General features: G+C 70.7%; 23 protein-coding genes and 1 tRNA gene. 11 read left to right on the top strand and 13 right to left on the bottom strand.

Annotation, left to right across the window (positions count from 1 at the left end; all coding sequences use genetic code 11):
* Window positions 1-75 precede the first annotated feature (75 nt).
* The gene (locus tag AB0J02_RS18190) at window positions 76-747 is read left to right on the top strand and encodes a MerR family transcriptional regulator (protein ID WP_363194879.1); all 672 of its coding nucleotides are present in this window, start codon (window positions 76-78) and stop codon (window positions 745-747) included.
* Window positions 748-753: 6 nt separating this feature from the next.
* Here the strand turns inward: AB0J02_RS18190 and AB0J02_RS18185 are convergent, their stop codons facing one another.
* Both AB0J02_RS18185 and AB0J02_RS18180 read right to left on the bottom strand, forming a co-directional pair.
* Window positions 754-1,779, bottom strand: coding sequence for a DUF6528 family protein (locus AB0J02_RS18185; RefSeq protein ID WP_363194683.1), 1,026 nt, complete (start codon window positions 1,777-1,779; stop codon window positions 754-756).
* A 118-nt stretch (window positions 1,780-1,897) separates the two neighbouring features.
* Complete coding sequence (locus tag AB0J02_RS18180; protein ID WP_363194682.1) at window positions 1,898-2,719, bottom strand: exodeoxyribonuclease III; 822 nt, start codon at window positions 2,717-2,719, stop codon at window positions 1,898-1,900.
* A 46-nt stretch (window positions 2,720-2,765) separates the two neighbouring features.
* Here AB0J02_RS18180 and AB0J02_RS18175 point away from each other — a divergent pair, with 46 nt between their 5' ends.
* On the top strand, window positions 2,766-3,272 hold the full coding sequence (locus tag AB0J02_RS18175; RefSeq protein WP_363194681.1) for a GNAT family N-acetyltransferase: 507 nt from the start codon (window positions 2,766-2,768) through the stop codon (window positions 3,270-3,272).
* 74 nt (window positions 3,273-3,346) lie between these two features.
* Here AB0J02_RS18175 and AB0J02_RS18170 read toward each other — a convergent pair.
* The 7 genes from AB0J02_RS18170 to galU all read right to left on the bottom strand — a co-directional run bounded on the left by AB0J02_RS18170 (window position 3,347) and on the right by galU (window position 8,862).
* A tRNA-Ala gene (locus AB0J02_RS18170) sits at window positions 3,347-3,420 on the bottom strand.
* 70 nt (window positions 3,421-3,490) lie between these two features.
* Window positions 3,491-4,648, bottom strand: coding sequence for a gephyrin-like molybdotransferase receptor GlpR (glpR, locus tag AB0J02_RS18165; RefSeq protein ID WP_363194680.1), 1,158 nt, complete (start codon window positions 4,646-4,648; stop codon window positions 3,491-3,493).
* Window positions 4,649-4,820: 172 nt separating this feature from the next.
* Complete coding sequence (locus AB0J02_RS18160) at window positions 4,821-5,489, bottom strand: GNAT family protein (protein WP_363194878.1); 669 nt, start codon at window positions 5,487-5,489, stop codon at window positions 4,821-4,823.
* A complete protein-coding gene (locus tag AB0J02_RS18155) occupies window positions 5,486-6,010 on the bottom strand; it encodes a MogA/MoaB family molybdenum cofactor biosynthesis protein (protein WP_363194679.1) in 525 nt (174 codons plus the stop codon). Before AB0J02_RS18155 ends, AB0J02_RS18160 begins: the two co-directional genes overlap by 4 nt.
* Window positions 6,007-6,498, bottom strand: a complete 492-nt coding sequence (moaC, locus tag AB0J02_RS18150; protein ID WP_363194678.1) for a cyclic pyranopterin monophosphate synthase MoaC — start codon at window positions 6,496-6,498, stop codon at window positions 6,007-6,009. Before moaC ends, AB0J02_RS18155 begins: the two co-directional genes overlap by 4 nt.
* 104 nt (window positions 6,499-6,602) lie before the next feature.
* Complete coding sequence (gene glp / locus AB0J02_RS18145) at window positions 6,603-7,955, bottom strand: gephyrin-like molybdotransferase Glp (RefSeq protein WP_363194677.1); 1,353 nt, start codon at window positions 7,953-7,955, stop codon at window positions 6,603-6,605.
* 4 nt (window positions 7,956-7,959) lie between these two features.
* Window positions 7,960-8,862: a UTP--glucose-1-phosphate uridylyltransferase GalU gene (galU, locus tag AB0J02_RS18140; protein WP_363194676.1), complete on the bottom strand. Its 903-nt coding sequence runs from the start codon at window positions 8,860-8,862 to the stop codon at window positions 7,960-7,962.
* Between the two features lie 94 nt (window positions 8,863-8,956).
* Between galU and AB0J02_RS18135 the strand changes: the two genes are divergently transcribed.
* Window positions 8,957-9,580: a 5-formyltetrahydrofolate cyclo-ligase gene (locus tag AB0J02_RS18135; RefSeq protein ID WP_363194675.1), complete on the top strand. Its 624-nt coding sequence runs from the start codon at window positions 8,957-8,959 to the stop codon at window positions 9,578-9,580.
* Between the two features lie 70 nt (window positions 9,581-9,650).
* Here the strand turns inward: AB0J02_RS18135 and AB0J02_RS18130 are convergent, their stop codons facing one another.
* A complete protein-coding gene (locus AB0J02_RS18130; RefSeq protein ID WP_363194674.1) occupies window positions 9,651-12,410 on the bottom strand; it encodes a penicillin acylase family protein in 2,760 nt (919 codons plus the stop codon).
* A 277-nt stretch (window positions 12,411-12,687) separates the two neighbouring features.
* Here AB0J02_RS18130 and AB0J02_RS18125 point away from each other — a divergent pair, with 277 nt between their 5' ends.
* The 6 genes from AB0J02_RS18125 (at window position 12,688) to mscL (ending at window position 18,453) form a co-directional block, all read left to right on the top strand.
* A complete protein-coding gene (locus tag AB0J02_RS18125; RefSeq protein WP_363194673.1) occupies window positions 12,688-14,157 on the top strand; it encodes a potassium/proton antiporter in 1,470 nt (489 codons plus the stop codon).
* A 248-nt stretch (window positions 14,158-14,405) separates the two neighbouring features.
* A complete protein-coding gene (locus AB0J02_RS18120; RefSeq protein WP_363194672.1) occupies window positions 14,406-15,695 on the top strand; it encodes an MFS transporter in 1,290 nt (429 codons plus the stop codon).
* Window positions 15,696-15,764: 69 nt separating this feature from the next.
* On the top strand, window positions 15,765-16,127 hold the full coding sequence (locus AB0J02_RS18115; protein WP_363194671.1) for an FmdB family zinc ribbon protein: 363 nt from the start codon (window positions 15,765-15,767) through the stop codon (window positions 16,125-16,127).
* A gap of 89 nt (window positions 16,128-16,216) precedes the next feature.
* On the top strand, window positions 16,217-17,071 hold the full coding sequence (locus AB0J02_RS18110) for an S-methyl-5'-thioadenosine phosphorylase (RefSeq protein WP_363194670.1): 855 nt from the start codon (window positions 16,217-16,219) through the stop codon (window positions 17,069-17,071).
* Window positions 17,072-17,352: 281 nt separating this feature from the next.
* Window positions 17,353-17,841 carry an RcpC/CpaB family pilus assembly protein gene (locus tag AB0J02_RS18105; RefSeq protein WP_363194669.1) on the top strand — a complete coding sequence of 163 codons (489 nt, stop codon included), beginning with the start codon at window positions 17,353-17,355 and terminating at the stop codon, window positions 17,839-17,841.
* Window positions 17,842-17,967: 126 nt separating this feature from the next.
* Complete coding sequence (gene mscL, locus AB0J02_RS18100; protein ID WP_363194877.1) at window positions 17,968-18,453, top strand: large conductance mechanosensitive channel protein MscL; 486 nt, start codon at window positions 17,968-17,970, stop codon at window positions 18,451-18,453.
* Between the two features lie 28 nt (window positions 18,454-18,481).
* Here mscL and AB0J02_RS18095 read toward each other — a convergent pair whose 3' ends face one another.
* The 3 genes from AB0J02_RS18095 to pflB form a co-directional block, all read right to left on the bottom strand.
* Complete coding sequence (locus AB0J02_RS18095) at window positions 18,482-18,664, bottom strand: hypothetical protein (protein WP_363194668.1); 183 nt, start codon at window positions 18,662-18,664, stop codon at window positions 18,482-18,484.
* 70 nt (window positions 18,665-18,734) lie between these two features.
* A complete protein-coding gene (gene pflA / locus AB0J02_RS18090) occupies window positions 18,735-19,538 on the bottom strand; it encodes a pyruvate formate-lyase-activating protein (protein WP_363194667.1) in 804 nt (267 codons plus the stop codon).
* Between the two features lie 24 nt (window positions 19,539-19,562).
* Window positions 19,563-21,863 (bottom strand): formate C-acetyltransferase, encoded by a 2,301-nt coding sequence (gene pflB / locus AB0J02_RS18085; RefSeq protein WP_363194666.1) that lies wholly within the window; start codon window positions 21,861-21,863, stop codon window positions 19,563-19,565.
* Between the two features lie 295 nt (window positions 21,864-22,158).
* On the opposite strand from pflB, the gene AB0J02_RS18080 reads away from it, so the two are divergent.
* Both AB0J02_RS18080 and AB0J02_RS18075 read left to right on the top strand, forming a co-directional pair.
* Window positions 22,159-23,403: a low temperature requirement protein A gene (locus AB0J02_RS18080; protein ID WP_363194665.1), complete on the top strand. Its 1,245-nt coding sequence runs from the start codon at window positions 22,159-22,161 to the stop codon at window positions 23,401-23,403.
* Window positions 23,404-23,649: 246 nt separating this feature from the next.
* Window positions 23,650-24,789, top strand: coding sequence for a P1 family peptidase (locus AB0J02_RS18075; RefSeq protein ID WP_363194664.1), 1,140 nt, complete (start codon window positions 23,650-23,652; stop codon window positions 24,787-24,789).
* Window positions 24,790-24,853 lie beyond the last annotated feature (64 nt).

The following is a 24,853-nucleotide window of genomic DNA, read 5'->3' as shown; positions in this document are numbered from 1 at the left end:
CACCGTACCGATGGGTAGGGGTCGGGCCGAGGAAAGTTACCGGCAGTACGGCATAGGGTTTCCGACGTGGCAGAAATGGCGACCGAACCCGGTGACGAGGACAACGGCCTGCGCGAATTCCGCATGGAGGAACTGGCGAAGGAGGCCGGCATCACCGTGCGTACCGTGCGCTTCTACCGCGAGCGCGGCCTGATCAAGCCGCCCCGCCGCGAAGGCCGTATCGCCTGGTACGACGAGACGCACCTGACCCGGCTGCGCACGATCGCCGCCCTCCTGGACCGCGGCCACACCCTCAACGGCATCGCCGAACTCTCCGAGGCCTTCGACCGCGGCCGCGACGTCGGCGAACTCCTCGGCCTCGGCGAACCCACCGAGGAGACCCCGGTCCGCCTCTCCCCCACCGAACTGGCCGACCATTTCGCGGGCGAAGTGACCCCCGAGAACCTCCAAGCGGCCCTGGACCTCGGCTACTTGGGCACCGACGGCGAGGAGATCGTGCACATCAGCCGCCGCCTCCTGGAGGTCTCGGCGGCCCTGGTACGCGAAGGCATCCCGCTGGCGGAGGTCCTCCTGGCGGCGAGCCGCGTCCGCGAGCACGCCGACGCCATGGCCACCCTCTTCACCGAGCTGATCCTCGCGCACGGCACCGAGAAGGACGTCCAGCGCCTGCGCCCGCTGGCCAAGTCGGTGGTCGAGGCCGAACTCTCGATGGCCCTGGACCGCAAACTCGGCCCGCCCGCCCCCTGAGCGCGCTCAGACCGGCAGCCACCAGCGGGCCTTGTAGATCCCGCCGCCGAGAAGCTTGTACGCGCCCGGCGGCCGGTGCACGCTCACCGTCGTCGTCCACCAGGTCTCCCCGAGCCCCGCCTCGGGCACGGTGGTCACGACCCGCCCGGAGCGCGGATCGTTCCCGGCGCACTTCACGCCCTTGCGGACGATCTCCCCGGCCCCCGCGAAGTCCTGCGCGAAGGTCCGGCCGCGCGTCTCGTACTGGAAGACCGAGGCGCTGGTCGTCACCCACATCCGTCCCGCCCGCCCCGCGACAGGGAAGAGATCGTGCCCGCCGGCCGACTTCCCCGGCGTCGCGACCGGCAGCGGATCGGCGAACCGCCGCACGAGCCGCGGCCGCGCCACCGTCCCCGCCACCTCGAACGCCACCAGCTCGTCGTCCCCCATCGCCCACAGCACCCGGCGCTCCCGGTCCCAGTGCAGCCCGTGCCCGCCCTTCAGCTCGGCCTCCGTGAACCGCGTGGCCCGCGGACCGAGCGAGGCGGCATAGAGCCGCACGCGGGCCCCGGTGCTGCAGGCGACGGCGACGTTCCCGTCCGGCAGGATCTCGGCGGTGTGCGGGTTGTACAGATCGTCCCCGGGCCCGATGGCCGTACCCCAGTACCTGCGCCCGGTCGGCCACTCCACCACGCCCACGAACCCGAACGACGCCGTGGTCAGCACGAACGTCCGCCCGCGATGGAGCCGCACCTTCGCCTCGCTCGGATACACCCAGCTGACCTCGGGCGCGCAATCCCGGTACCGGGCGTCCCCGAGCGGCGAGAACGCCCACCGCACCACTCCCGGATCGGCCCCCGGGTCCCAGACATCCGTCCCCGGATCAAGCACCAGAATCCGCTTGCTCGCCTGCTCGGTGAGCAACACGGGCGGCACCCCCGCGCCCGCCGCGGCTCCCCCCGCCCCGGCCATCCCGAGCGCGGCCCCGGCCCCGGCCCCCGCGGCCCCGAGCAGCAGACCGCGCCGGGACGGGACATGAGAGGAGCGAGACATGAAGTACCCCCGTACGAAAGGCAGTTACCCCAGGGAGTCGACCCCGGGCTCATCATGTACGCGACCAGAATCTGCCATGCCGCACGAGGGTACGTAAGCCCTGCGACGAGCTCTGTTCCTACTCGTAGACGACTGTCACGGGGGCATGGTCCGACCACCGCTGCTCGTGCGTGGCGGCCCGCTCCACGAACCCCTTGACCGCACGCCCCGCGAGCCCGGGCGTCGAGACATGCATGTCGATCCGCCACCCGGTGTCATTGTCAAAGGCCCGCCCCCGGTACGACCACCACGAGTACGGCCCCTCGACATCCGGATGCAGCGCCCGTACGACGTCGACGTAGCCGCCGTCCGACGCCTCGAAGACCTGGCTCAGCCACTCCCGCTCCTCGGGGAGGAAGCCGGAGTTCTTCTTGTTGCCCTTCCAGTTCTTGAGATCGGCCTCGGCGTGGGCGATGTTCCAGTCGCCGCAGACGACGACCTCGCGACCCTCGGCGGCGGCCCGCACCCGCAGCCCCTTCAGGTACTCCAGGAACTCGGCCATGAAGCGGATCTTCTCGTCCTGCCGCTCGGTGCCGACCTCACCGGACGGCAGGTAGAGGCTGGCGACGACGACACCAGGGAGGTCGGCCTCCACGTAGCGGCCGCTGCCGTCGAACTCGGCCGACCCGAAGCCGATCCGCACCCGCTCCGGCTCACGCCGCATGTAGAGCGAGACCCCGGCCCGTCCCTTGGCGGCGGCCGGGGCGTGCACGACGTGCCAGCCCTCGGGCTCGCGCACCCCGGCGGGCAGCTGGTCCGGCTCGGCGCGCACCTCCTGCAGGCACAGCACGTCGGCGGAGGTCTCGGCGAGCCACTCCACGAAGCCCTTCTTGGCGGCCGCACGCAGCCCGTTCACGTTCACAGAGGTCACAGTCAGCACCGGGACACCGTACCGGCACACTTAATGCGTAAACCGCACCCTCAAGCATAGAGTTACGATCATCCGCATGAGTATTCATCCCGCGCCCGCCACCGTGCCCACCCTGCGCACCGTCTCCTTCGACCACCCCGACGCGGTGGCGCTGAACGACCGCGTCCAGCTCGAATACGCGGAGCGCTACGGCGACGAGGGCGATGTCACACCGCTCGATCCGACGATGTTCACCCCGCCGCGGGGCCTGTACCTGATCGCGTACGACGCGGCGGGCACGCCGCTCGCGACCGGCGGCTGGCGCGCGCAGGACGAGAACGAGGAGGGGTACGCGGACGGCGACGCCGAGCTGAAGCGCATGTACGTCACCCCGGAGGCGCGCGGCCTGGGCCTGGCCCGCCAGATACTCGCGGCTCTGGAGGCGGACGCCCGCGCGGCGGGCCGCACCCGCATGGTCCTGGAGACGGGCACGAAGCAGCCGGAGGCGATCGCGCTCTACGGTTCCAGCGGCTACGAGCCCTGCGCCAAGTTCGGTCTCTACCGTTTCGAGGACCTGAGCCGCTGCTACGCCAAGGCGCTGTAGCCCCTTGCTGCGCCCCTGCGTACGGGGGCAAAGCAAGAACCCCGCCGGATACCCGGCGGGGTTCTCAATTGCGGTGGACCTGTGGGGATTTGAACCCCAGACCCCCTCGATGCGAACGAGGTGCGCTACCAGACTGCGCCACAGGCCCTTGCAACGAGTGAAACTCTAGCATCCTCATCCGGGTGCTCGGAAATCGGTTCCCGAGCTGGTCAGCCCAGTCACTCGTTGGCGGCTCGCGGCCGTCCGTCGGCGCCGTCGTCGTACTGGTCGAAGAGCGGCGTGCGCCCGCGCTCGCGGGAGCGCCGGGCGGACGCGGCGCGGCGGGCGTCGCTGCGCCCGTCGTCGGCGACCTGCTCCTGCTCCTCTTCCAGCAGCGGCTCGGGCTCGGCCTGCTGCTCCGCCGCGGACGAGCGGGCCGCGCTCCACGTCTCGGGAGCGCCGTAGTCGATGCCACCGCCGGCGCGGGGGGCGACCGGGGCGGTCACGTAGGTGGGCAGCGGCACCGGGACGGGGTCCCAGCTGTCGCCGGGACCCGGGCGGCGCTGCCGCTCCCGCTGCTGGTCGACCCACTCCGCGTGGTCGGTCTGCTCGACGAGCGCGCGCCGGTCGGCGGCGAGCGCCTCCAGACCGGAGTCGGCGGCCGGGTCGCCGCCTGGACCCTCCTCCAGATCTTCGCCGCCGGCGCGCTGCCCGGCCGCCTGCCGCCTGCGCGGCTGCCGCTCCCGCAGGCGCTGCGCGGCGATCTCGGCGCGGCGGCGGTCCATGACGTAGGCGAAGCGGCGTCGTTCCTGGGCCCGCAGATAGACGATGTACGTGCTGAGCAGCAGTGCGGGCGCCACGGGTGCCCACAGGAACGCGGTGCCGCCGACCGCGGCCACGACGGCGCCGATGGAGAAGGCGACGAAGAGCAGCACGGTGGTGCGGCGGCGGCGCGCGAGCACCTTGGTGCGCCGGGCGCGGGCCTGCGCCTCGGCGGAACTGACGCGCGGGGGGCGGGACGTGACGGGGGCGGCGGGTTCCGGTGCCGGTTCCGGCTCGGGTTCGGGCTCGCGGACGGGCTCCGTGTACTCCCGCGCGACGGGCTCCCGCGTGACAGGCGGGGGCGTGACGAAGCTCCGGGCGTCCACCGCGTCGGTGGCCGCTTCCGGGTCGACCGGGGTGCCGCGCTGCTCGCCGGTCTCCGGCGAGCGCGCCTGCAGGTCCTTGGCGTACCGGCGCTCCATGCCCGCCCGTCCGGAGAGAAGCCGGATGGCGGTGCTGAAGCGTTCCGTCGGACGGGCTTCGTTCAGCTCGTCCTGCCTACGGAGCCACATCGGCACCAAGTAGGCGGCCCAGGCCCCGACGATGACTGCGTAGATGAGGCCGCTGCTGCTCACGCCTCACACCGTAGAGGGGTTTGCGTGAGGCCATCCGCCAATTGAGTCGGTGTGTCGCACGATCTGGCTGATATTTCGAGCTTTTTTTGCGACTGGTGCGATCAACTTGCCACGCGGGACGTGAATTTAATGGCTCCGGTGGCTGTTCGGTGATCAATTTCGAACATTTATTTTATTTCGAGGGAGCACCCGGGTCGATGGCGTTGGAGGCGCCCGGACCTGCGGTGTTGCCGCGCCGTCCGCGCCGCCAGCGCTTGAGGAGCCCTTCCGGGACCTCCTCGGCGGTGAGCGCGAAGACGAGATGGTCCCGCCAGCCGCCGTCGATGTGGAGATACCGTGGACGCAGGCCCTCCTCGCGGAATCCGAGTTTCTCCACGACCCGGCGGCTCGGCCCGTTCTCCGGGCGAATGCAGACCTCGATGCGGTGCAGGCCCACCGTGCGGAAGCAGTGGTCGACGGCGAGCGCGACGGAGGCGGGCATCACTCCGCGCCCGGCGACGCCCTGGTCCACCCAGTAGCCGACGTGGCCCGAGCACATCGAACCCCAGGTGATCCCGGCGACCGTCAACTGGCCCACGAGACGTCCCTGGTACTCGATGACGAAGGGCAGCATCCGGCCCGCGTTCGCCTCCGAGCGCAGATGGCGCACCATCTGACGGTAGGTCGGGCGGTGCGCGATCGGGCCGCTCGGGGTGGGCGGCGGGATGGTCGCCTCCCAGGGGCGCAGCCAGTCGCGGTTGCGGCGGTTGACCTCGCGCCAGGCGCGCTGGTCGCGCAGCCTTATGGGGCGGAGGACGACATCGCCCTCCGCCAGGACGACGGGCCAGGACGGGCTGTTCAGTGCGCACCCCCGGCGGCGTGGGCATCGGGTCTGGGGTGGTCGCCGCCGCGGATCTGGTCGACGGCGTGGGCCAGCAGCGGCTCCAGGACGGCGAGGCCGTCCTTCACGCCGCCGCTCGAACCCGGCAGGTTCACGATCAGCGTGCGCCCCGCGACTCCGGCGAGGCCACGCGAGAGCGCGGCGGTCGGCACGTGCTCCCGCCCGTACGCGCGGATCGCCTCGGGGATGCCCGGTACGGCGTACTCGATGACGCGGGCCGTCGCCTCGGGCGTGCGGTCGGTGGGCGAGATCCCGGTGCCGCCGGTGGTGACGACGACGTCGTACGCCGCCTCGACCGCGGCGCGCAGCGCGGCTTCCACGGGGTCGCCGTCCGGCACGACCTGGGGGCCCTCGACGTCGAAGCCCAGCTTCTTGAGGCCCGCGGCGATCAGGGGGCCGCCCTTGTCCTCGTAGACGCCCGCGGCGGCCCGGTTGGAGGCGGTGACGACGAGGGCGCGGTAGGTCCTGGTCATGGCGGTCATGCCCGGTCCCCGCGCTGCCAGTCGCCGGACTTTCCGCCCGTCTTCTCCTCGACGCGGACGTCCGTGATGACCGCCCCCTTGTCGACCGCCTTGACCATGTCGACGACCGTGAGCGCGGCGACGGAGACGGCCGTGAGCGCCTCCATCTCGACGCCCGTACGGTCCGTCGTCTTCACCGTGGCGAGGATCTCCACGGCGTCGTCCGCCACGGACAGGTCCAGTTTCACGCCGGAGACGGCCAGCGGGTGGCAGAGCGGGATCAGGTCGGGGGTGCGCTTGGCTCCCATGATCCCGGCGATCCGGGCCGTCGCGAGGGCGTCGCCCTTGGGCACGCCCTCGCCGCGCAGCAGTTCGACCACGCGCGGCGAGACGAGGACACGGCCGCTGGCGCGCGCGGTGCGCGCGGTGACGTCCTTCTGCGACACGTCGACCATGCGGGCGGCGCCCGCCGCGTCGATGTGGGTGAGTCGGTCCTGCGAAGTGCTCATGGTGCTGTGGCGCTCCCGATCCGAGCCGTGCGCGGTGCGGCGCGCCGGACTGTTGTGCGCGACACGGTATCGCGGGCCCCGGAAAAACAGGTCGGCCGGGCCGGTCAGCCCAGCAGAACCACGTCCACCTCGGTGCCGGGCTCGACGGCGGTCACGTCCTCGGGCACCACGATCAGCGCGTCCGCGTGGGCGAGCGCCGCGATCAGGTGCGAGCCGGAGCCGCCGACGGGAGCGACCTCGCCCGCCTCGGCGTCGTACGCGCCGCGCAGGAACTGGCGGCGTCCCTCCGGTGAGGTCAGTGCCTTGTCGGTGGTCAGCACCGCGCGCGTGGTGGGGCGTTGCACGCTGCTCTCCGGCAGGCCCATCAGCGCGCGGATCGCCGGCCGGACGAACAGTTCGAAGGAGACGTAGCTGGAGACCGGGTTGCCCGGCAGGGCCAGCAGCGGGGTGTGGTCGGGGCCGACGGAGCCGAAGCCCTGCGGCTTGCCGGGCTGCATCGCGAGCTTGCGGAACTCGACGCCGCTGCCCGCGCCGATGCCGTTCTCCTCGTCCGGGTCGCCGATCGAGGAGAGGGCTTCCTTCACGACGTCGTACGCGCCGACGCTGACGCCGCCCGTCGTGACGACGAGGTCGGCGCGGATCAGCTGGTCCTCGATGGTGGAGCGGAGCGTCTCGGCGTCGTCGGCGACCGCGCCGACCCGGTAGGCGATGGCTCCGGCGTCCCGGGCCGCGGCCGTGAGGGCGAAGCTGTTGGAGTCGAAGATCTGGCCCTGGCTCAACTGCTCGCCGGGCTGGATGAGTTCGCTGCCGGTGGAGACGACGACCACGCGCGGGCGCGGGCGCACCCGCACCGTGCCGCGGCCGATGGCGGCGAGCAGCGCGATCTGCGGCGGGCCGAGGACGGTGCCCGTCGTCAGTGCGCGGTCGCCTGCCTGGACGTCACTGCCCTGCGCGCGTACGTGCGCGCGTGCCTCGGCGGGGCGGTGGACCCGGACCTCGCCCGAGGCGCCTTCGGGGGCGGTGCTGTGGGCGGGCATCGAGGAGACCGGGCCCTCGCCGAGCCCTCCGTCGGTCCACTCCACGGGGACGACTGCCTCGGCGCCGGGCGGCAGCGGGGCACCGGTCATGATGCGGGCTGCCTGGCCCGGGCCGACGGTGGGCTGCTCGGCCTGGCCCGCGGCGACGTCGCCGATCACCGTGAGCACGGCGGGGTACTCCTCGCTCGCGCCGGCGACATCGGTGACGCGTACCGCGTACCCGTCCATCGAGCTGTTGTCGAACGGGGGCAGCGAGACCGGGACCGTCACGTCCTCGACGAGCACACAGCCCTGGGCGTCGAGGAGCTGGAGCTCGATGGGGTCCAGCGGGTGGACGGTGCTGAGAATGTCGTCCAGGTGCTCGTCCACCGACCACAGGTGCTGCCGGCCGACGGTGGACGAGGTGGTCGCGCTGCTCAAGGTGCTACATCTCCTCGGTGACGTAACTGCGAAGCCAGGCGCGGAAGTCCGGGCCCAGGTCCTCACGTTCGCACGCGAGTCTGACAATGGCACGCAGATAGTCGCCACGGTCGCCGGTGTCATAGCGGCGGCCCTTGAAGACGACGCCGTGCACCGGGCCGCCGATCTTCTCGTCCGCGGCGAGCTGCTGCAGGGCGTCGGTGAGCTGGATCTCCCCGCCGCGGCCCGGCTCGGTCTTGCGGAGTATGTCGAAGACGTGGGGGTCCAGGACGTAGCGCCCGATGACCGCGTAGTTGGAGGGGGCGTCGGCCGGGTCCGGCTTCTCCACGAGGTCGGTGACCTTGACGACGTCACTGTCCTCGGTGGCCTGGACCGCGGCGCATCCGTAGAGGTGGATCTGCGAGGGCGCCACTTCCATGAGGGCGACGACGCTGCCGCCGTGCCGCTCCTGGACCGCGACCATCCGGGCGAGCAGGGGGTCGCGCGGGTCGATCAGGTCGTCGCCGAGGAGGACCGCGAACGGCTCGCGGCCGACGTGGGGGGCCGCGCACAGCACCGCGTGACCGAGGCCCTTGGGGTCGCCCTGGCGCACGTAGTGCATGGTCGCCAGGTCGCTCGACTCCTGGACCTTCGCGAGGCGGGCGGCGTCGCCCTTCTTCTGAAGGGCGGACTCCAGCTCGTAGTTGCGGTCGAAGTGGTCCTCCAGGGGGCGCTTGTTGCGGCCCGTGATCATGAGGACGTCGTCCAGGCCCGCCGACGCGGCCTCTTCGACCACGTACTGGATCGCCGGCTTGTCGACCACCGGGAGCATCTCTTTTGGAGTCGCTTTCGTGGCCGGCAGGAACCGGGTGCCGAGGCCTGCTGCGGGGATGACAGCCTTGGTGATCCTGGGGTGCGAGTCAGTCATGCCCGTCACCATATCCGGCGACTATGGGCGGAATCTGTGCATCCGATTTGTTGTCACATATATGCACAGATTAGGAGAGGTTTGTGAGCCGACTATGAGCCCGCACACAAGTGATGCCCCCGGCGCCCACCCTGACAAGCGCACATTGCGGCGGAAGTTCCTCGCGGTGAGGAACACCTTGCCAATGGATGACGTGCGGGAGACGGAGAAGGTTCTGGCCGAGCGGGCTTTCGAGGTCGAGGAGTTGGCGGAGGCCCGAACCGTCGCGGCCTACGTCTCCGTGGGCGGCGAGCCGGGAACCGCGGCACTGCTCGACGCGCTCCGCGCGCGCGGGACGCGGGTTCTGCTGCCGGTGCTGCTGCCCGACAACGACCTGGACTGGGGGGCCTACGAGGGCACCTCCTCACTCGTTGACGTGCAACACCCGGGCCGGATGGCCCTGTTGGAGCCGGGTGGCGAACGGCTCGGACCCGACGCCGTGACGGCTGCCGATGTCGTGCTGCTGCCCGGGCTCGCCGTGGACGCGCGCGGGATGCGGCTCGGACGGGGCGGAGGCTCGTACGACAGGGTCCTCGCGCGCCTCGAAGCAGCCGGGGCGCACCCCACCCTGGTCGTGCTGCTCTACGACGAGGAAGTCGTCGCACACGTCCCGGAGGAGGCGCACGACAAGGCCGTGCACGCCGTGGTGACCCCCACGGGCGCGCGCCGCTTCACGTGAAGTGACTCCTGCTGCGGAAAGGGGGCCTCCACGCGCGCGTGGAGGCCCCCTTTCCGTACGTACTGCCGGTCTACGGTTTCAGGACCAGCGTGTCCGACGTGCTGTCGCCGACGGCCTTCTCGGTGAAGTGCCAGGGCAGCAGCTCGCCCTTGACCCACTTGTCGGTCTGGTCCGTGTAGTGGGAGCTGTAGGTGTGGCCCGAGGCGCCCGTGAGGTTGATCCACTTGGACTTGTCGAGGTCGGCCAGGTTGACCACCATGCGCATCGACGGCACCCAGTCGACGCCGTAACCGCCCGCCGCGTTCCAGCCGGTCGCGTTCACCGCCGCCTCGCCGCCGCCGAGCTTCCAGGGACCGCGGTTGAGCACGTACTGCAGCCAGCCCGGGCCCTCGGTGCCGAGGGTCTGGTTCTTCAGCTCCAGCTTGTGCAGGCGGCCCCAGCTCCAGGTGTCGATGTCCTTGCCGAGCTTGGCCGTGAGGTCCCAGCGGGCGTCGCCCAGGGCGCGCGCGAACAGCTGGTCACGGTTGACGGCCGCCTTGTCGGTGCGGGTCTTGGGGGCCCGCCACCAGTCGTTCTTCTCATCGTCGATGATCTTGCGGACGACCTCGAACCAGCGGTCGCCGCCGTCCGGCTGCGCCGAGTCCGCGTCCCGCTGACCGCACTCGCGCACCTTGACGTCGTCGTCGGCCGGACCGCTGTTGTCGACCGGCGTGACGCTCAGGCACTGGCCCTTGACCCGCAGCTCCTTGGGCAGCTTGTTGCCGAAGGCGAGCTTCAGGATGTTGCGCCACACGGAGTTGAAGTACGCGGCCGCCGCCGAGTCCGGGTTCTGGGTGTAGTCCCAGTTCTCCAGGAGCTGCTGCGCCTCACGGACGTCCTTGTCCTTGACGTCGATCTTGAGCAGCTTGGGCACGAGCAGCTTGGCGATCTCGCTGCTGTTGTCCATCTGCATGGTGCGCATGTCGTCGGTGGAGATCTTCCCGCCGCCGTCGATCTTCGACTTGATGAGATCGGTGATCCGCTGGCTGCGGGTGCCGTAGCCCCAGTCCGTGGTGAGCGTGTACGGGTACTTCTTGTCGACCACGGCCTGGTTGGCGGTCACGATGTAGCCGCGCTTGGGGTTGTACTCGTAGGGGAGTTCGGCCTGCTTGATGTAGCCGGTCCACTTGTAGTCGGAGCTCCAGCCCGGCGACGGCAGCGAGCCGTCGTCGCCCTCGCTGCGGGTCGGGATGCGGCCGGGCAGCTGGTAGCCGATGTTGCCCTCGACGTCGGCGTACGTGAGGTTCTGCGAGGGCACCTGGAAGTCGGCGGACGCCTTGCGGAACTCCGTCCAGTTCTTCGCCTTGTCGAGCCCGAAGACGGCGTCCATGGTGTTGCCGGGGTCGAGCGCGGTCCAGCGCAGCGCGACGCCGTAGCCGTCACCGCGGTCGGGCGCCGTGCTGCCCACCGGGGCCTTCTTGCCGACCTTGACCAGTTCGTCGTTGCGGTCCGACACCAGCGGGCCGTTGTTGGTCTCGCGCACGGTGATCGTCTTGGATTCGCCGCCGGCGACCTTGATGACTTCCTTGCGGGTCTTGAAGGGCACCGTCTTGTCGTCGTACAGGTACCCGTCGCCGTTGAACCGCTCCAGGTAGAGGTCGGTCACGTCGGCGCCCGAGTTGGTCAGGCCCCAGGAGATGTTCTGGTTGTGGCCGATGACCACGCCCGGCATACCGGCGAACGTGTAGCCCGTCACGTCGTACTGGCACTTCGCGGAGACGCTCGTGCAGTGCAGGCCCATCTGGTACCAGACGGACGGCAGTTGCGGCGCCAGGTGCGGGTCGTTGGCGAGCAGTGGCTTGCCGGTGATGGTGTGGTTGCCGGAGACCACCCACGAGTTGGAGCCGATGCCGTTCCCGTTGGGCCCCAGGCCCGCGGAATCGGGGATCTGGTCCAGAACGTCGGCGAGGCCGCCCAACTGGCTCTGGAGGCCGTCCGGGGCCTCTGCGTTGCCCGTCAGGCCGGTACCCGCCGTCCCGGCGGTGCCGGACTGCGTCTCGGTGCCCGACGCGGAGGAGTCGAACGACTGCGTGGCGCTGTTGTAGGCGCCCTCCTGCACGATCGGCTTGTTCCGGTCGTACGGGTAGTCGGGGTAGAGATCGGCGATCTGCTTCGGGCCGAGGCGGCTCGTCATCAGGGAGCGGTCGATCTCGTCCTGCATGTTGCCGCGCAGGTCCCAGGCCATCGCCTTCAGCCAGGCCACGGAGTCGACCGGGCTCCACTTCTGCGGCTTGTAGTCGTTCTCCAGGCCGAGGGCCACGTACTCGGCGGAGATCGCCTTGCCGCTCTTGCCGGCCAAGTAGGAGTTGACTCCCTTGGAGTACGCCTGGAGGTACTTCTTGGTCGACGGCGAGAGCTTGGAGTCGTACTCCTTCTGCGCCACCCGGTGCCAGCCCAGGGTGCGCAGGAACTCATCGGTCTTGACCTGGCCCTTGCCGAACATCTCGGAGAGCCGACCGGAGGTCGTATGACGGCGCACGTCCATCTCGTAGAACCGGTCCTGCGCCTGGACGAAACCCTGCGCCATGAACAGGTCCTCGTCCGAGGAGGCGTAGATCTGCGGGATGCCGTAACTGTCCCGCTTGACCTGCACGGGCCCGTCGAGCCCGTCGAGTTGCACGGAGCCCGTGGTCTGCGGCAAGGAGGCGCGGACGCTGTCGACGCCCCAGTAGGCGCCGTATCCGATGCCCGCGACGACGGCCAACACGAGGACGATCACGAGCAGTCGGGCTCGGCGCCCCTTCTTCTTGCCGGACTGGCGACCGGAAGAGGCGTTCGTAGTGGAGGGCATCGCGATCCTTGCTGTCCTTCGCTAGCGGCTGGCTGGAGCAACCATACGAGCAGTGCGGTGCGGGCCCGGACGCGGAGTCGGGAAGCGAGGGCGTACGAAGGTTCGCGGATGAGGCCCGAGCGTCAAGAAAGCGTTAACGATTAGGTAAGGTAACGAAGTAACCCTTCGCTCGCTGCCCACGGAGCGAAGGGGGCGAATCCCCCACACCCCGCCCTGCGACGACCTCTCGCGGAAGGAACAGCCCCTGACTGTCCACCACCTCAACCAGCTCCTGCTCGTGAGTGCTCTCGTGCTGCTCATCGCGGTCGCCGCGGTGCGCATCTCCTCGCGCAGCGGGCTGCCCAGCCTGCTCCTGTACCTGGGCATCGGCATCGCCATGGGCCAGGACGGCATCGGCGACGTCTCCTTCAGCGACGCCGAGTTGACCCAGGTCATCGGCTACGCCGCCCTCGTCGTGATCCTGGCCGAAGGCGGCCTCGGCACGAAGTGGAAGGAAATCAGACCGGCGCTCCCGGCGGCCGCGGCCCTGTCGCTCGTGGGCGTCGCGGTGAGCGTGGGCGTGACGGCGGCGGGCGCCCACTACCTGGTCGGCCTGGAATGGCGACAGGCCCTCATCATCGGCGCCGTGGTCTCCTCCACGGACGCGGCAGCCGTTTTCTCCGTCCTACGTAAGGTGCCGCTCCCGACGCGCATCACAGGCGTCCTGGAAGCGGAGTCCGGCTTCAATGACGCCCCTGTCGTCATTCTTGTCGTCGCTTTCTCGACAGCCGGCCCTGTAGAGCACTGGTACGTCCTCATCGGCGAGATCGCCCTGGAACTCGCCATCGGCGCCGCGATCGGTCTCGCGGTCGGCTGGCTCGGCTCCTACGGGCTGCGGCACGTCGCCCTGCCCGCCTCCGGCCTCTACCCGATCGCCGTGATGGCCATCGCCACCGTCGCGTACGCCGCGGGCGCCATGGCCCACGGCAGCGGCTTCCTCGCCGTCTACCTGGCCGCCATGGTCATGGGCAACGCCAAACTGCCGCACTGGCCGGCCACCCGGGGCTTCGCCGAAGGCCTCGGCTGGATCGCCCAGATCGGCATGTTCGTGCTGCTCGGACTGCTCGTCACCCCGCACGAACTGGCCGACGACATCGTGCCCGCGCTCCTCATCGGGCTCGTGCTCACGGTGGTCGCCCGCCCGCTGGGGGTGATCGTCAGCCTGGCACCCTTCCGCATCCCCTGGCGGGAAGAGGCCCTCATGTCCTGGGCGGGGCTGCGCGGCGCCGTGCCCATCATCCTGGCGACCATCCCGATGGTGACCGGCATCGCGGGCAGCCGACGGATCTTCAACATCGTCTTCGTGCTCGTCGTCGTCTACACCCTCATCCAAGGGCCCACACTGCCGTGGCTGGCCAGAAAGCTGCGCCTCGGCGCCTCGGAGGAGGCCGCCGACCTGGGCATCGAGTCCGCGCCCCTGGAGCGGCTGCGCGGCCACCTGCTGTCCGTGTCCGTCCCGGAGGGCTCCCGCATGCACGGCGTGGAAGTCGGCGAACTGCGGCTCCCCAAGGGCGCCGCCGTCACCCTGGTCGTACGCGAAGGAACCTCCTTCGTGCCCGGCCCCACCACCGTGCTGCGCCACGGCGACGAACTCCTGGTCGTGGCCACCGACCCGGTGCGCGACGCGGCGGAAGCGCGCCTGCGGGCCATCGCGCACGGCGGCAAGCTCGCCGGCTGGCTGGGCACCGGGGGCGAAACCGCCCGTTAACATGGTCGGGTAGACCAAAGATCCACGAACCACCGACTCTGCCTGACGTAGAGCCGGCGCGACCGCAAAGCGGCCGCGGTCCCCTTGCAGCACTGCGCTTCAAAGTGCCTGATCTGCATGGCCCAGGGCCTCTCCTGGCGCGGACCGTAGGTATCACTCGGTTCCCGGCGCACATGAGGACGGCTCTCGGCCCGGTGCCCCTCGACCACGAGGCCACCGGGCTACCAGGCGGCAGAAAGGCGAGGACCGTGCCACAGAAGGACACGGTTCCCGGCACCCCCGGCACACGCCCCGGCTACGGACAGCTGCTGCGCACGCGCGGGGCCTGGACGTTCCTGCTCCCCGGCTTCGCGGCACGCCAGCCGTTCGCGATGCTGACCATCTCCATCGTGCTGCTCGTCCAGCACACCACCGGCTCGTACGGGACCGCCGGCGCGGTCTCCGCGGCGACCGGCGTCTCCATGGCGCTGTTCGCGCCCTATGGAGGCAAGCTGGCCGACCGCTTCGGCCAGCGGGCCGTCCTGCTGCCCGGCGTCCTCGTGCACACCGCCTCGGGCCTCACGCTGACCGTGCTGGCCCTGTCCGGGGCGCCCACGTGGACCCTGTTCCTCGCGGCCGTGCCGACCGGCGCCTCCACACCCCAGGTCGGGCCCATGGTGCGCTCCCGGTGGGGCGTCAAGCTCCAGGGCTCGCCCCTGATGCAGACCGCGGCCGCCTTCGAGTCGGTCACCGACGAGTTCACGTTCGTACTCGGCCCCCTGTTCGCCACCGCCCTGTGCACCGGGATCAACCCTGCCGCGGGGCTCATCACGGAAGCCGCGCTGACCCTCGTCGGCGGCCTGCTGTTCGCCGCGCAGAAGGGCACGCAGCCCACGCCGTCGGCCCACTCCCCCGAGGGACACGCGCGCGTGGAGCACTCTTCCGCGCTGCGCGTCCCCGGCGTGCGGGTGCTGATCGTGGCGTTCCTCGGCATCGGCTCCGTCTTCGGCGGCATGCAGGTCTCGCTCGCCGCCTACACGGAGGCGATCGGCGAACCCGGCCTCAACGGCGTGCTCTACGGGACCTTCGCCGCGGGCAACATGCTCTCCGGCATCGTCTGCGGCGCCATCGCCTGGAAGATCGCGCCGCAGCGCCGCCTGCTCGTCGGTTACACGGCCCTGGCCCTGACCGCGTCCGGCCTCTGGGCGGCACAGTCGGTACTGCTGCTCGCCGGGCTCGGCCTGCTCGTCGGCGTCTGCATCGCGCCCGCCCTGATCACCGGCTACACCCTCGTGGAGTCGATCGTCCCGGCGAGCTCCCGCACCGAGGCCTTCACGTGGCTGACGGGCTCGGTCGCTCTCGGCCAGGCGGTCGCCGTGACGGTGGCCGGACAGCTCGAGGACCGCTTCTGGGACGGTGCCGGATTCCTGGTGCCGATGGGGGGCACGGTGTTGGCCCTGGGGGTCATGTATCTGCTGCGTTCACGGCTCGTGCCGCCGCCCTCGGGGCGCACCGTGGCACGTGGCGTGGGTCACCGCGTGCCGGTGGCAGTGGACTGATCTCGCGGAATACGTCACTATGGACCGTCGTTAGCACTCATCGAGTGAGAGTGCCAGGAGGAAGACACAGTGCCGACTTACCAGTATCAGTGCACCGATTGCGGCGAGGGCCTCGAGGCGGTGCAGAAGTTCAGCGATGACTCCCTCACCGAGTGCCCCAACTGCGGTGGACGCCTGAAGAAGGTCTTCTCGGCCGTCGGCATCGTCTTCAAGGGCTCGGGCTTCTACCGCAACGACAGCCGCGGCTCCTCGTCGAGCAGCAGCCCGGCGCCGTCGTCCGCGAAGTCGGCCTCCGAGTCGAAGTCGTCGGACACGAAGTCGTCCTCGGACACCAAGACCGGCGCGTCGAGTTCGTCCGGCTCGTCGACGTCCTCCGGTTCCTCCAGCCCGTCCAGCTCGTCGAGTTCCTCCAGCTCGTCGTCCGCCGCCTAGGCGCGACCTTCCACGAGACGTCTTACGAGACCCTGTCGTCCCCGACGGCAGGGTCTTCGGCGTTCCCGCCCTTGGTTACTGTGCTGACCATGGCGACCAATGCGAACACACCCGCCGATGCCGAGATCGGCGTGATCGGCGGCTCCGGCTTCTACTCGTTCCTCGACGACGTGACCGAGGTCCAGGTGGAGACCCCCTACGGACCACCGAGCGACTCCCTCTTCCTCGGCGAGGTCGCCGGGCGCCGGGTCGCCTTCCTGCCCCGCCACGGCCGCGGCCACCATCTGCCGCCGCACCGCATCAACTACCGCGCCAACCTGTGGGCGCTGCGCTCGGTGGGCGTACGCCAGGTCCTCGGGCCGTGCGCGGTGGGCGGGCTCCGGCCGGAGTTCGGGCCGGGGACGCTGCTGGTGCCGGACCAGTTCGTGGACCGTACGAAGTCCCGGGCGCAGACCTACTTCGACGGGCTGCCGCTGCCGGACGGCACCGTGCCGAACGTCGTGCACGTCTCGCCCGCCGACCCGTACTGCCCGACGGGCCGCAAGGTCGCCGTGAAGGCCGCGCGGGGCAAGGGCTGGGAGCCGGTGGACGGCGGGACCCTCGTCGTGGTCGAGGGCCCGCGCTTCTCGACCCGCGCCGAATCCCGGTGGCACGCCGCGATGGGCTGGTCGGTGGTGGGCATGACCGGGCACCCGGAGGCGATGCTCGCCCGTGAACTGGAGCTCTGCTACACGTCGTTGACCCTCGTCACGGACCTCGACGCGGGTGCCGAGAGCGGTGAGGGCGTCTCGCACGACGAGGTGCTCGAGGTGTTCGCGGCGAATGTGGACCGGCTGCGGACGGTGCTGTTCGACGCGGTCGCGGGGCTGCCGGCGAATGGGGAGCGGGACTGTTTGTGCGCGGGGGCGCTCGGGGGGATGGACCCGGGGATTCGGCTGCCGTAACTGCCTTGGCCCGCGGGGCAGGCGGGCGCGGGATCGGGCGCGGCTGTCTTTTCGGAGCTGGGCTGCGGAACTGCCCCTTCGGGTGAGGGAGTTGTCCACAACCGCGCGGTAGTGCACGGGGCTCAGCGGGATCCGGCGGGGCGGCGGATCGTGGTCGGCGAGACGGGCGTGGTGCCCGTCCGTTCCGACGCGATCCGCAGGCGGTGACGGCCTTGTCCTCGATGACTCCCCCGGCCCAGCTCAGTACTCCTCCGACGTCCGAGGTGCCCTCGTTCCCTCCCGTGCGCGTACGGGGTCCGCGGTGGCGCTCGGGACGCGCGGGGCGCCGTCGGCGCGGGCCCGCCGCGGCCGCGGGCCTCGTCCTGGCCGCGGCGGCGCTGGCGGCCGCGGTGCCGTCGTCCGGCGCGGGCCGTGCACATGAGAGGGCGCAGGCGCCGCCCGGCGAGCGGGCGCGCGGGCCCGCCGTCCTTGTGTCGGCGCCGGTGCGGATCGCGGATGCGGGGGCGGTGCGGCTGCTGCGGCCCGGCGACCGGGTCGACGTGGTGGCGGCGCGGGCCGACGGCCGGCCCGGGGTGCGGGTCCTCGCCTCGGGGGCGCGGGTGACGTCCGTTCCGGAGGAGGAGCCCCCGTCCGATCCGGCGGCGTCCGACCTGCCGGGCGACACCGTGACGGCGGGCGGGTCGCTGGTGGTGCTGTCGGTGGGACGCGCCACCGCGGCGCGGCTCGCGGGCGCCGGTGCCACCTCCCGGCTGGCGGTGACGGTGTGGTGACGGTGGAGACGTACGTGTCGTCAAGTCCCCCGATCGAGTTACCGAATTGGACAGGTCTGACCCGTGCTGTCGTAGGTTGCGAAGTCGATTGCTCCGCATCCTGTGCACGTGAAGAAAGGCCTCCTGGTGAGCGAGAAGAACCAGAAGAACCAACCGAGTCTGTGGGAGGGCTTCAAGGCCTTCCTGATGCGCGGCAATGTGATCGACCTGGCGGTCGCGGTCGTCATCGGCGCCGCGTTCACCAACATCGTGAACGCGGTGGTGAAGGGGGTCATCAACCCGATCGTCGGCGCCTTCGGCACCAAGGACCTGGAGGGCTACAAGTCCTGCCTGAAGGGCCCGTGCACCGCGGACGAGGGCATCGAGATCCTCTGGGGTTCGGTCCTCAGCGCGGCGCTCGGCTTCGTCATCACGGCCGCGGTCGTCTACTTCCTGATGGTGCTGCCCATGGCGAAGTACCTGGCAAGGAAGGCCGCGCAGGACGCCGCGAAGGACGGTACGCAGGAAGTGCTGGAGCTCTCCGAGCTGGAGGTCCTCAAGGAGATCCGCGACGTCCTCGTGGCCCAGCGTGGCTCCGGGCCGGGGACGGGAACCGGGTCCACCGAGGCCTAGTCCGTGCCGGACAGGGACTGGCGGCGCTTCACACGTGGTGGGGCGGCTTCTCGTCGAGGAAGCGGGCCAGGTCGGCGGCGCTGTTGTCGCCGGCCGCCGGCCGGTCGCCCCATCCGCGGTCCGTGTCGTCGGCGGACTGGGCCGTCAGCGGATCGTCGAAGATCAGCGCGGCCTTGGGGTCGCGCGGCTCGGGGCCGGGGGCGGTACTCATGCCTCCAGGGTACGTCGCGGGGGCGTCCCCCCGATCAGACCGCGACTCGGGCTGCGGATCAGATCGCGGCTCAGATCGCGGTGAGGCCGTGGGCCTCGAAGATCGTTCTGGCGGCGGCGATCTGCCCGGGGGCGGGCGAGGGGGTGTCGTGCAGCGTGAAGGTCCTGCCGAGCGCCTCCCACTTCGCCTCGCCGAGTTTGTGGAAGGGCAGCACGTCGACCCGGGAGACGTTGCCCAGGGACGCGGCGAAGGCGGCGACGCCCTCGATGTCGGCCGGGTCGTCGGTCAGGCCGGGGACGAGCACGTAGCGCACCCAGACGTTCTTGCCGAGGTCGGCGAGGCGGCGCGCGAAGTCGAGGGTGGGCTGAAGGGGCCGGCCGGTGACCTTCTTGTAGGTGGCGCGGTCCCAGGACTTGATGTCGAGCAGGACCAGGTCGACGTCGCGCAGCAGGGCGTCGGTGGCGCGCGCGCCGAGGAAGCCCGAGGTGTCCAGGGCGGTGTGCAGGCCCAGCTCGTGCTGGAAGCGGTGCAGGAGTTCACCGGCGAACACGGGCTGGAGGAGCGGTTCGCCGCCGCTGACGGTGGCGCCGCCGCCCGCGGCCTCGATGAACCGGGTGTATTTGGCGGCCTCCGCGACGACGGCGTCGGCCGAGGTCCGCTGGCCGTCGCGCATCCGCCAGGTGTCGGGGTTGTGGCAGTACAGGCAGGTCAGTGGGCAGCCGGAGAGGAACGTGACGAACCGGGTGCCCGGTCCGTCGACGCCGGTCGACAGGTCCCAGGAGTGCACCGAGCCCGCGGTGGGGCGGTGCGTCGCGGCGGCGGCCGGGGTGGTGGCGCCGTTCGGGCTCAGGTTCTGGGTGAGCAGCACGGTCATGGCAGGACTCCTCTCCGGTGCGGCTCAGAGGGAGCCGTGGAAGGTGCGGTGGATGACGTCCAGCTGCTGCTCGCGCGTCAGCCGGACGAAGTTCACCGCGTAACCCGAGACCCGGATGGTCAGCTGCGGATAGTTCTCCGGGTGTTCCATGGCGTCCTCGAGGGTCGTCCTGTCGAGGACGTTGACGTTCATGTGAAAGCCGCCACTGGCCGTGAAGCCGTCGAGGACTCCGGAGAGGTTGCCGATCCGCTCCGCGGGAGTGCGGCCCAGGGCGTCCGGCGTGATCGTGTTGGTCAGCGAGATGCCGTCCTCGGCGTCGTCGTAGGGCAGTTTGGCGACCGACAGGGCGGAGGCGATGTAGCCGTGCTCGTCGCGCCCGTTCATCGGGTTGGCGCCGGGGGCGAAGGGGGTGCCGGCGCGGCGGCCGTCGGGGGTGTTGCCGGTCTTCTTGCCGTAGACGACGTTCGAGGTGATGGTCAGCACCGACTGGGTGTGCACGGCGTCGCGGTACGTCGGGTGCTTGCGGATCTTCTCCATGAAACCGTGGACGATGGACCTGGCGATCTCGTCGGCACGGTCGTCGTTGTTGCCGTAGGCCGGGTAGTCGCCCTCGATCTCGTAGTCGACGGCGAGGCCGGTCTCGTCGCGGACGACCTTGACCTTGGCGTGCTTGATGGCCGAGAGGGAGTCGGCGGCGACCGAGAGACCCGCGATGCCGCACGCCATGGTGCGCAGGATCTCCTGGTCGTGCAGCGCCATCTCGATGCGCTCGTAGGCGTACTTGTCGTGCATGTAGTGAATGACGTTGAGCGCGTGCACGTACGTCTTGGCCAGCCAGTCGAGCATCGCGTCGTACTGCCGGGCGACGGTCGGGTGGTCCAGGTACTCGCCCTCGATGGGTGCGAAGCCCTGCACGACGGTCCTGCCGGTCTTCTCGTCGCGGCCGCCGTTGATCGCGTAGAGGAGCGCCTTGGCGACGTTGACGCGGGCGCCGAAGAACTGCATCTGCTTGCCGACTGCCATCGCGGAGACGCAGCAGGCGATGGCGGTGTCGTCGCCGTACTTGGGGCGCATCAGATCGTCGGACTCGAACTGGAGGGCCGAGGTGTCGATGGCGACCTGGGAGGCGAAGTCCTTGAAGCCCTTGGGGAGGTCACGCGACCAGAAGACCGTCAGGTTCGGCTCGGGGGCGGGGCCGAGGTTGTAGAGGGTCTGCAGGGCGCGGAAGGTGGTGCGCGTGACGAGGGGGCGGCCGTCCTCGCCGATGCCGGCCATCGACCAGGTGACCCAGGTCGGGTCGCCGGAGTAGAGGTCGTTGTACTCGGGGGTGCGCAGGAAGCGGACGATGCGGAGCTTGATGACGAAGTCGTCGATGAACTCCTGGGCCTGCTCCTCGGTGATGCGGCCGGCCGCGATGTCCCGCTGGAGGTAGACGTCCAGGAAGGCGTCGATGCGGCCGATCGACATGGCCGCGCCGTTCTGCTCCTTCACGGCGGCGAGGTAGCCGAAGTACAGCCACTGCACGGCCTCGCGGCCGGTGGTGGCCGGGCGCGAGATGTCGTGGCCGTACGTCAGGGCCATCGACTTGAGCTCGTTCAGCGCCTTGATCTGTTCGGAGATCTCCTCGCGGTCGCGGATCACGTGCTCGGTGGCCCACCGGGCGCCGGCCTCGTCCTTGTCGGCCTGTTTGGCTGCGATGAGCCGGTCGACGCCATAGAGGGCGATGCGGCGGTAGTCGCCGATGATGCGGCCGCGGCCGTAGGCGTCGGGCAGGCCGGTGATGATGCCGGAGGAGCGGCAGGCGCGGATCTCGGGGGTGTAGGCGTCGAAGACGCCCTCGTTGTGGGTCTTGCGGAGGTGGGTGTAGATCTCGCGGACCGCGGGATCGGCCTCGTGGCCATAGGCGTTGAGGGCTCCCTCGACCATCCGCCAGCCGCCGTTCGGCATGATCGCGCGCCGCAGGGCGGCATCGGTCTGGAGGCCGACGATGAGGTCCTTGTGGTCGGCGGGGGTGCCGTCGATGTAGCCGGGCTCGAATGCGTCGATGCGGGACGGGGTCCGCGCGTCCACGTCGTAGATGCCGCGCTCGATCTCCGTCGGGAACATGCCGAGGAGCTTGTCCCACACGGCGGTGGTGCGCTCGGTCGGGCCGGCGAGGAAGGAGCCGTCGCCCTCGTACGGGGTGTAGTTGTGCTGGACGAAGTCGCGGACGTCGATGGCGTCCCGCCAGAGGCCTCCCTGGAAGCCGTCCCAGGCTCCACCGTCCCGGGTTTCGCCTTCCCGGGCCTCTGTGTGCGCCGTCTTCTCCACGGGAGTGGCAGTCATCGCCGACACCTTCCCCATCATCTGCTCGACCGGTCTGTGGCGTTCTTCGCTACGTATTCATTGGACTCCGGGCGGGCCGGCCCGGCGGGCCGCAATGGTCCTGAGTTCGGGACCCTTGGGCCCTGTGCCGCTCCGAAGCGACGGACAATAGCTGCTCTGACCTGGTCTTTCCTCAAGGACTTTCGACCCAGGACCACTTGTGAACGCATTCACAAGAATGCGGCCGCCTTCGCACGCCACCGGTCCGGCCCGGGTGGGTCGCGCGTCGTGCCGCCCCGTCTGCTGTGCTTGCCGCATGACGTCCACGCCTGCCACACCCGCCGCGCCCGGCCCGGAACCCGCGCAGCTCACCTCATCCCACCGCTCCCCGATACGCCGCTTGAAGGAGAGGGGGCGGGACGAGAAGCACCGCGTCGCCTCGTCGCTCGAGCTGTTCTTCGACCTCTGTTTCGTGGTGGCAGTGGCGCAGGGCGGCGTGGAGCTCGTGCACGCGATCGCGGAGGGGCACGCGGGCGACGGCGTGATCGACTACGCGCGGGTCTTCTTCGCCATCTGGTGGGCGTGGATGAACTTCACCTGGTTCGCGTCGGCGTACGACAACGACGACGTGCTCTACCGGGTCGTCACGCTCGTTCAGATCGCCGGTGTGCTGGTGCTCGCGGCCGGGGTCTCGCGCGCCTTCGCGGACGATTTCACGGTGGTCGTGCTCGGCTACCTGATCATCCGGCTCGCCATGGCGGCGCACTGGCTGCGCGCGGCGAAGTCGACGAGCGGCGCCGAGCGGACCGTCGCGCTGCGGTACGCGGGCGGGGTGCTGCTCTGCCAGGTCGGCTGGGTCGCGATGATGTTCACCCCGTCCGGCGCGCGGAACTGGGTGTTCCTGGCGATGGCGGTCCTGGAGATGTGCGTACCGGTGTTTGCCGAGAGGCACCGTCGGACGGCGTGGCATCCGCATCACATCGCCGAGCGGTACGGCCTGTTCACGATCATCGTGCTCGGCGAGACGATCGCCGCGGCGACGGTCGCGGTGAAGTCCGGCGTGGAGGAGAACGACGCGCTCGGCGAGCTGCTGCCGATCGCGGCCGGCGGTGTCCTCATCGTGTTCGCGGCGTGGTGGATCTACTTCGGAGTGCCGATCCACGACCGGCTGCGGAGCCCCCGGCAGGCGTTCCTGTGGGGCTACGGCCACTACCTGGTCTTCGCGTCGGCGGCGGCGATCGGTGCGGGCCTCGAGGTCGCCGTGGAGCAGGCGGTCGGCGAGGCGCACCTCTCCACGACCGCGGCGTCCGCGGCCGTGACGATCCCCTCGGCGGTGTTCCTGCTGACGGTGTGGGCGTTGCACGCGCGGTACTTCAAGGTGGGCATCGCGCAGCAACTGACGTTGCCGGTGAGCGCGTTGCTGGTGCTGGTCTGCACGTTCGCCGGGCGCTGGGCGGTGTTCGCGGCGGGACTGGTGGCGGCGCTCACGGTGGCGGTGGGCGTGACGTTGTCGGCCGGGAGCGCGCGGGAGACGCGGACCGGGCCGGCCCAGCAGGTCTAGGCCCTTCTGATGGATCTCCGTGGGAGAAGGAGCGGCGTTCGGTGCGTGCCCTCGGTGTGCGGTGTGAAGGGTCATGTGGCGGAGCCACCCATCCCATTGCGCCGTGCGGCGAGGGTGCGTGCCGGAAGCCGCGACGCCGCGGGGATCCGTCAGAAGGGCCCTGGGGGGCCGCGCGGGTTCAACGGGTCCGACCGGGCCGCCCCGCGAGACCAGAGCCGGGCTCAACCCCCGTGGTACGCATGCCGCATGACGACGTACAACGATGCCCTCACCGACGTGGCGGGGCTGCGGGTCGGCCACGCCACTCTTACCGGGGACGGATTTCTGACCGGCACCACCGTCGTGCTCGCTCCCCGGGGTGGCGCGGTCACCGCCGTCGACGTGCGCGGCGGCGGCCCCGGCACCCGGGAGACCGACGCGCTCGACCCGCGCAATCTGGTGCAGCGCATCGAGGCGATCGTGCTGACCGGCGGCAGCGCGTACGGGCTCGACTCGGCGTCCGGGGTGATGGCCTGGCTGGAGGAGCAGGGGCGCGGGATTCCGGTCGACGGGCCCGAGCGGGTCGTCCCGGTGGTGCCCGCGGCCTGCGTCTTCGACCTCGGCCGGGGCGGCGACTGGCGTGCCCGTCCCGACGCCGTCACGGGCCGCGCCGCGGTGGCGGCCGCCGCGGCGACGGACCCGCACTCCCCCGTCCAGGAAGGCAATGTGGGCGCGGGTACCGGCACGCTCGTCGGGGCGTTGCGGGGCGGTATCGGCACCGCGTCCACCGTGCTCGGTTCCGGGATCACGGTGAGCGTGCTGGTGGTCGCCAACGCGGCGGGCTCGGCGCTGGATCCGGCGACCGGGGCGCTGTACGGGGAGTTCTTCGCGGGGCGCGGTCCGGTGACGTACCCCTCGCCCGGACTCCACGAAGCGGCCGCCGAACGCCTGGCCGACGCCACCACCGCCAATGGCCCGGCCCCCCTCGCGGAGCCCGCCACACCTCCCTCGGGATCCGCCACGCCCCCCTCGGACCCCGCCGCCGGAGGACGAACGCCCCCGGCCCTCAACACCACGCTCGCCGTCGTCGCCACCGACGCCGACCTCAGCCGTGCTCAGGCGCAGAAGGTCGCGGGTACCGCGCATGACGGGATCGCGCGCGCGGTGCGGCCCGTGCACCTGCTCAACGACGGTGACACGGTCTTCGCCCTCGCCACCGGCGCCCGCCCGCTGGACGCCGCGAACCCCCTCGCCCTGAACGAGATCCTGGCCGCCGGCGCGGACCTGGTGACGCGCGCGATCGTGCGGGCCGTGCGCGCGGCGGAGTCGGTGCGCGGGCCCGGCGGCACGTTCCTGTCGTACAGCGACCTCTACGGCCGTCCGGAGGCGGCGCCCTCGCCTACGTAACAGCGCGTTCACCTGCGTAACAGAACTGTCCCTGTGTCTCCCTTCACAGCAAACGGAAGGAACC

This window comes from Streptomyces sp. NPDC050264, assembly GCF_040655895.1.
Taxonomy (GTDB): domain Bacteria; phylum Actinomycetota; class Actinomycetes; order Streptomycetales; family Streptomycetaceae; genus Streptomyces.
Note: the sequence above shows the minus strand (reverse complement) of the source record. Positions and strands in the feature narration are given on the sequence as shown.

Coding starts and splice junctions, on each gene's coding strand:
- AB0J02_RS18190 (WP_363194879.1), top strand. CDS start 76: ATGGCGACCGAACCCGGTGACGAGGACAACGGCCTGCGCGAATTCCGC.
- AB0J02_RS18185 (WP_363194683.1), bottom strand. CDS start 1,779: ATGTCTCGCTCCTCTCATGTCCCGTCCCGGCGCGGTCTGCTGCTCGGG.
- AB0J02_RS18175 (WP_363194681.1), top strand. CDS start 2,766: ATGAGTATTCATCCCGCGCCCGCCACCGTGCCCACCCTGCGCACCGTC.
- AB0J02_RS18155 (WP_363194679.1), bottom strand. CDS start 6,010: ATGACCGCCATGACCAGGACCTACCGCGCCCTCGTCGTCACCGCCTCC.
- moaC (WP_363194678.1), bottom strand. CDS start 6,498: ATGAGCACTTCGCAGGACCGACTCACCCACATCGACGCGGCGGGCGCC.
- galU (WP_363194676.1), bottom strand. CDS start 8,862: ATGACTGACTCGCACCCCAGGATCACCAAGGCTGTCATCCCCGCAGCA.
- AB0J02_RS18135 (WP_363194675.1), top strand. CDS start 8,957: ATGAGCCCGCACACAAGTGATGCCCCCGGCGCCCACCCTGACAAGCGC.
- AB0J02_RS18130 (WP_363194674.1), bottom strand. CDS start 12,410: ATGCCCTCCACTACGAACGCCTCTTCCGGTCGCCAGTCCGGCAAGAAG.
- AB0J02_RS18110 (WP_363194670.1), top strand. CDS start 16,217: ATGGCGACCAATGCGAACACACCCGCCGATGCCGAGATCGGCGTGATC.
- AB0J02_RS18095 (WP_363194668.1), bottom strand. CDS start 18,664: ATGAGTACCGCCCCCGGCCCCGAGCCGCGCGACCCCAAGGCCGCGCTG.
- pflA (WP_363194667.1), bottom strand. CDS start 19,538: ATGACCGTGCTGCTCACCCAGAACCTGAGCCCGAACGGCGCCACCACC.
- pflB (WP_363194666.1), bottom strand. CDS start 21,863: ATGACTGCCACTCCCGTGGAGAAGACGGCGCACACAGAGGCCCGGGAA.
- AB0J02_RS18080 (WP_363194665.1), top strand. CDS start 22,159: ATGACGTCCACGCCTGCCACACCCGCCGCGCCCGGCCCGGAACCCGCG.
- AB0J02_RS18075 (WP_363194664.1), top strand. CDS start 23,650: ATGACGACGTACAACGATGCCCTCACCGACGTGGCGGGGCTGCGGGTC.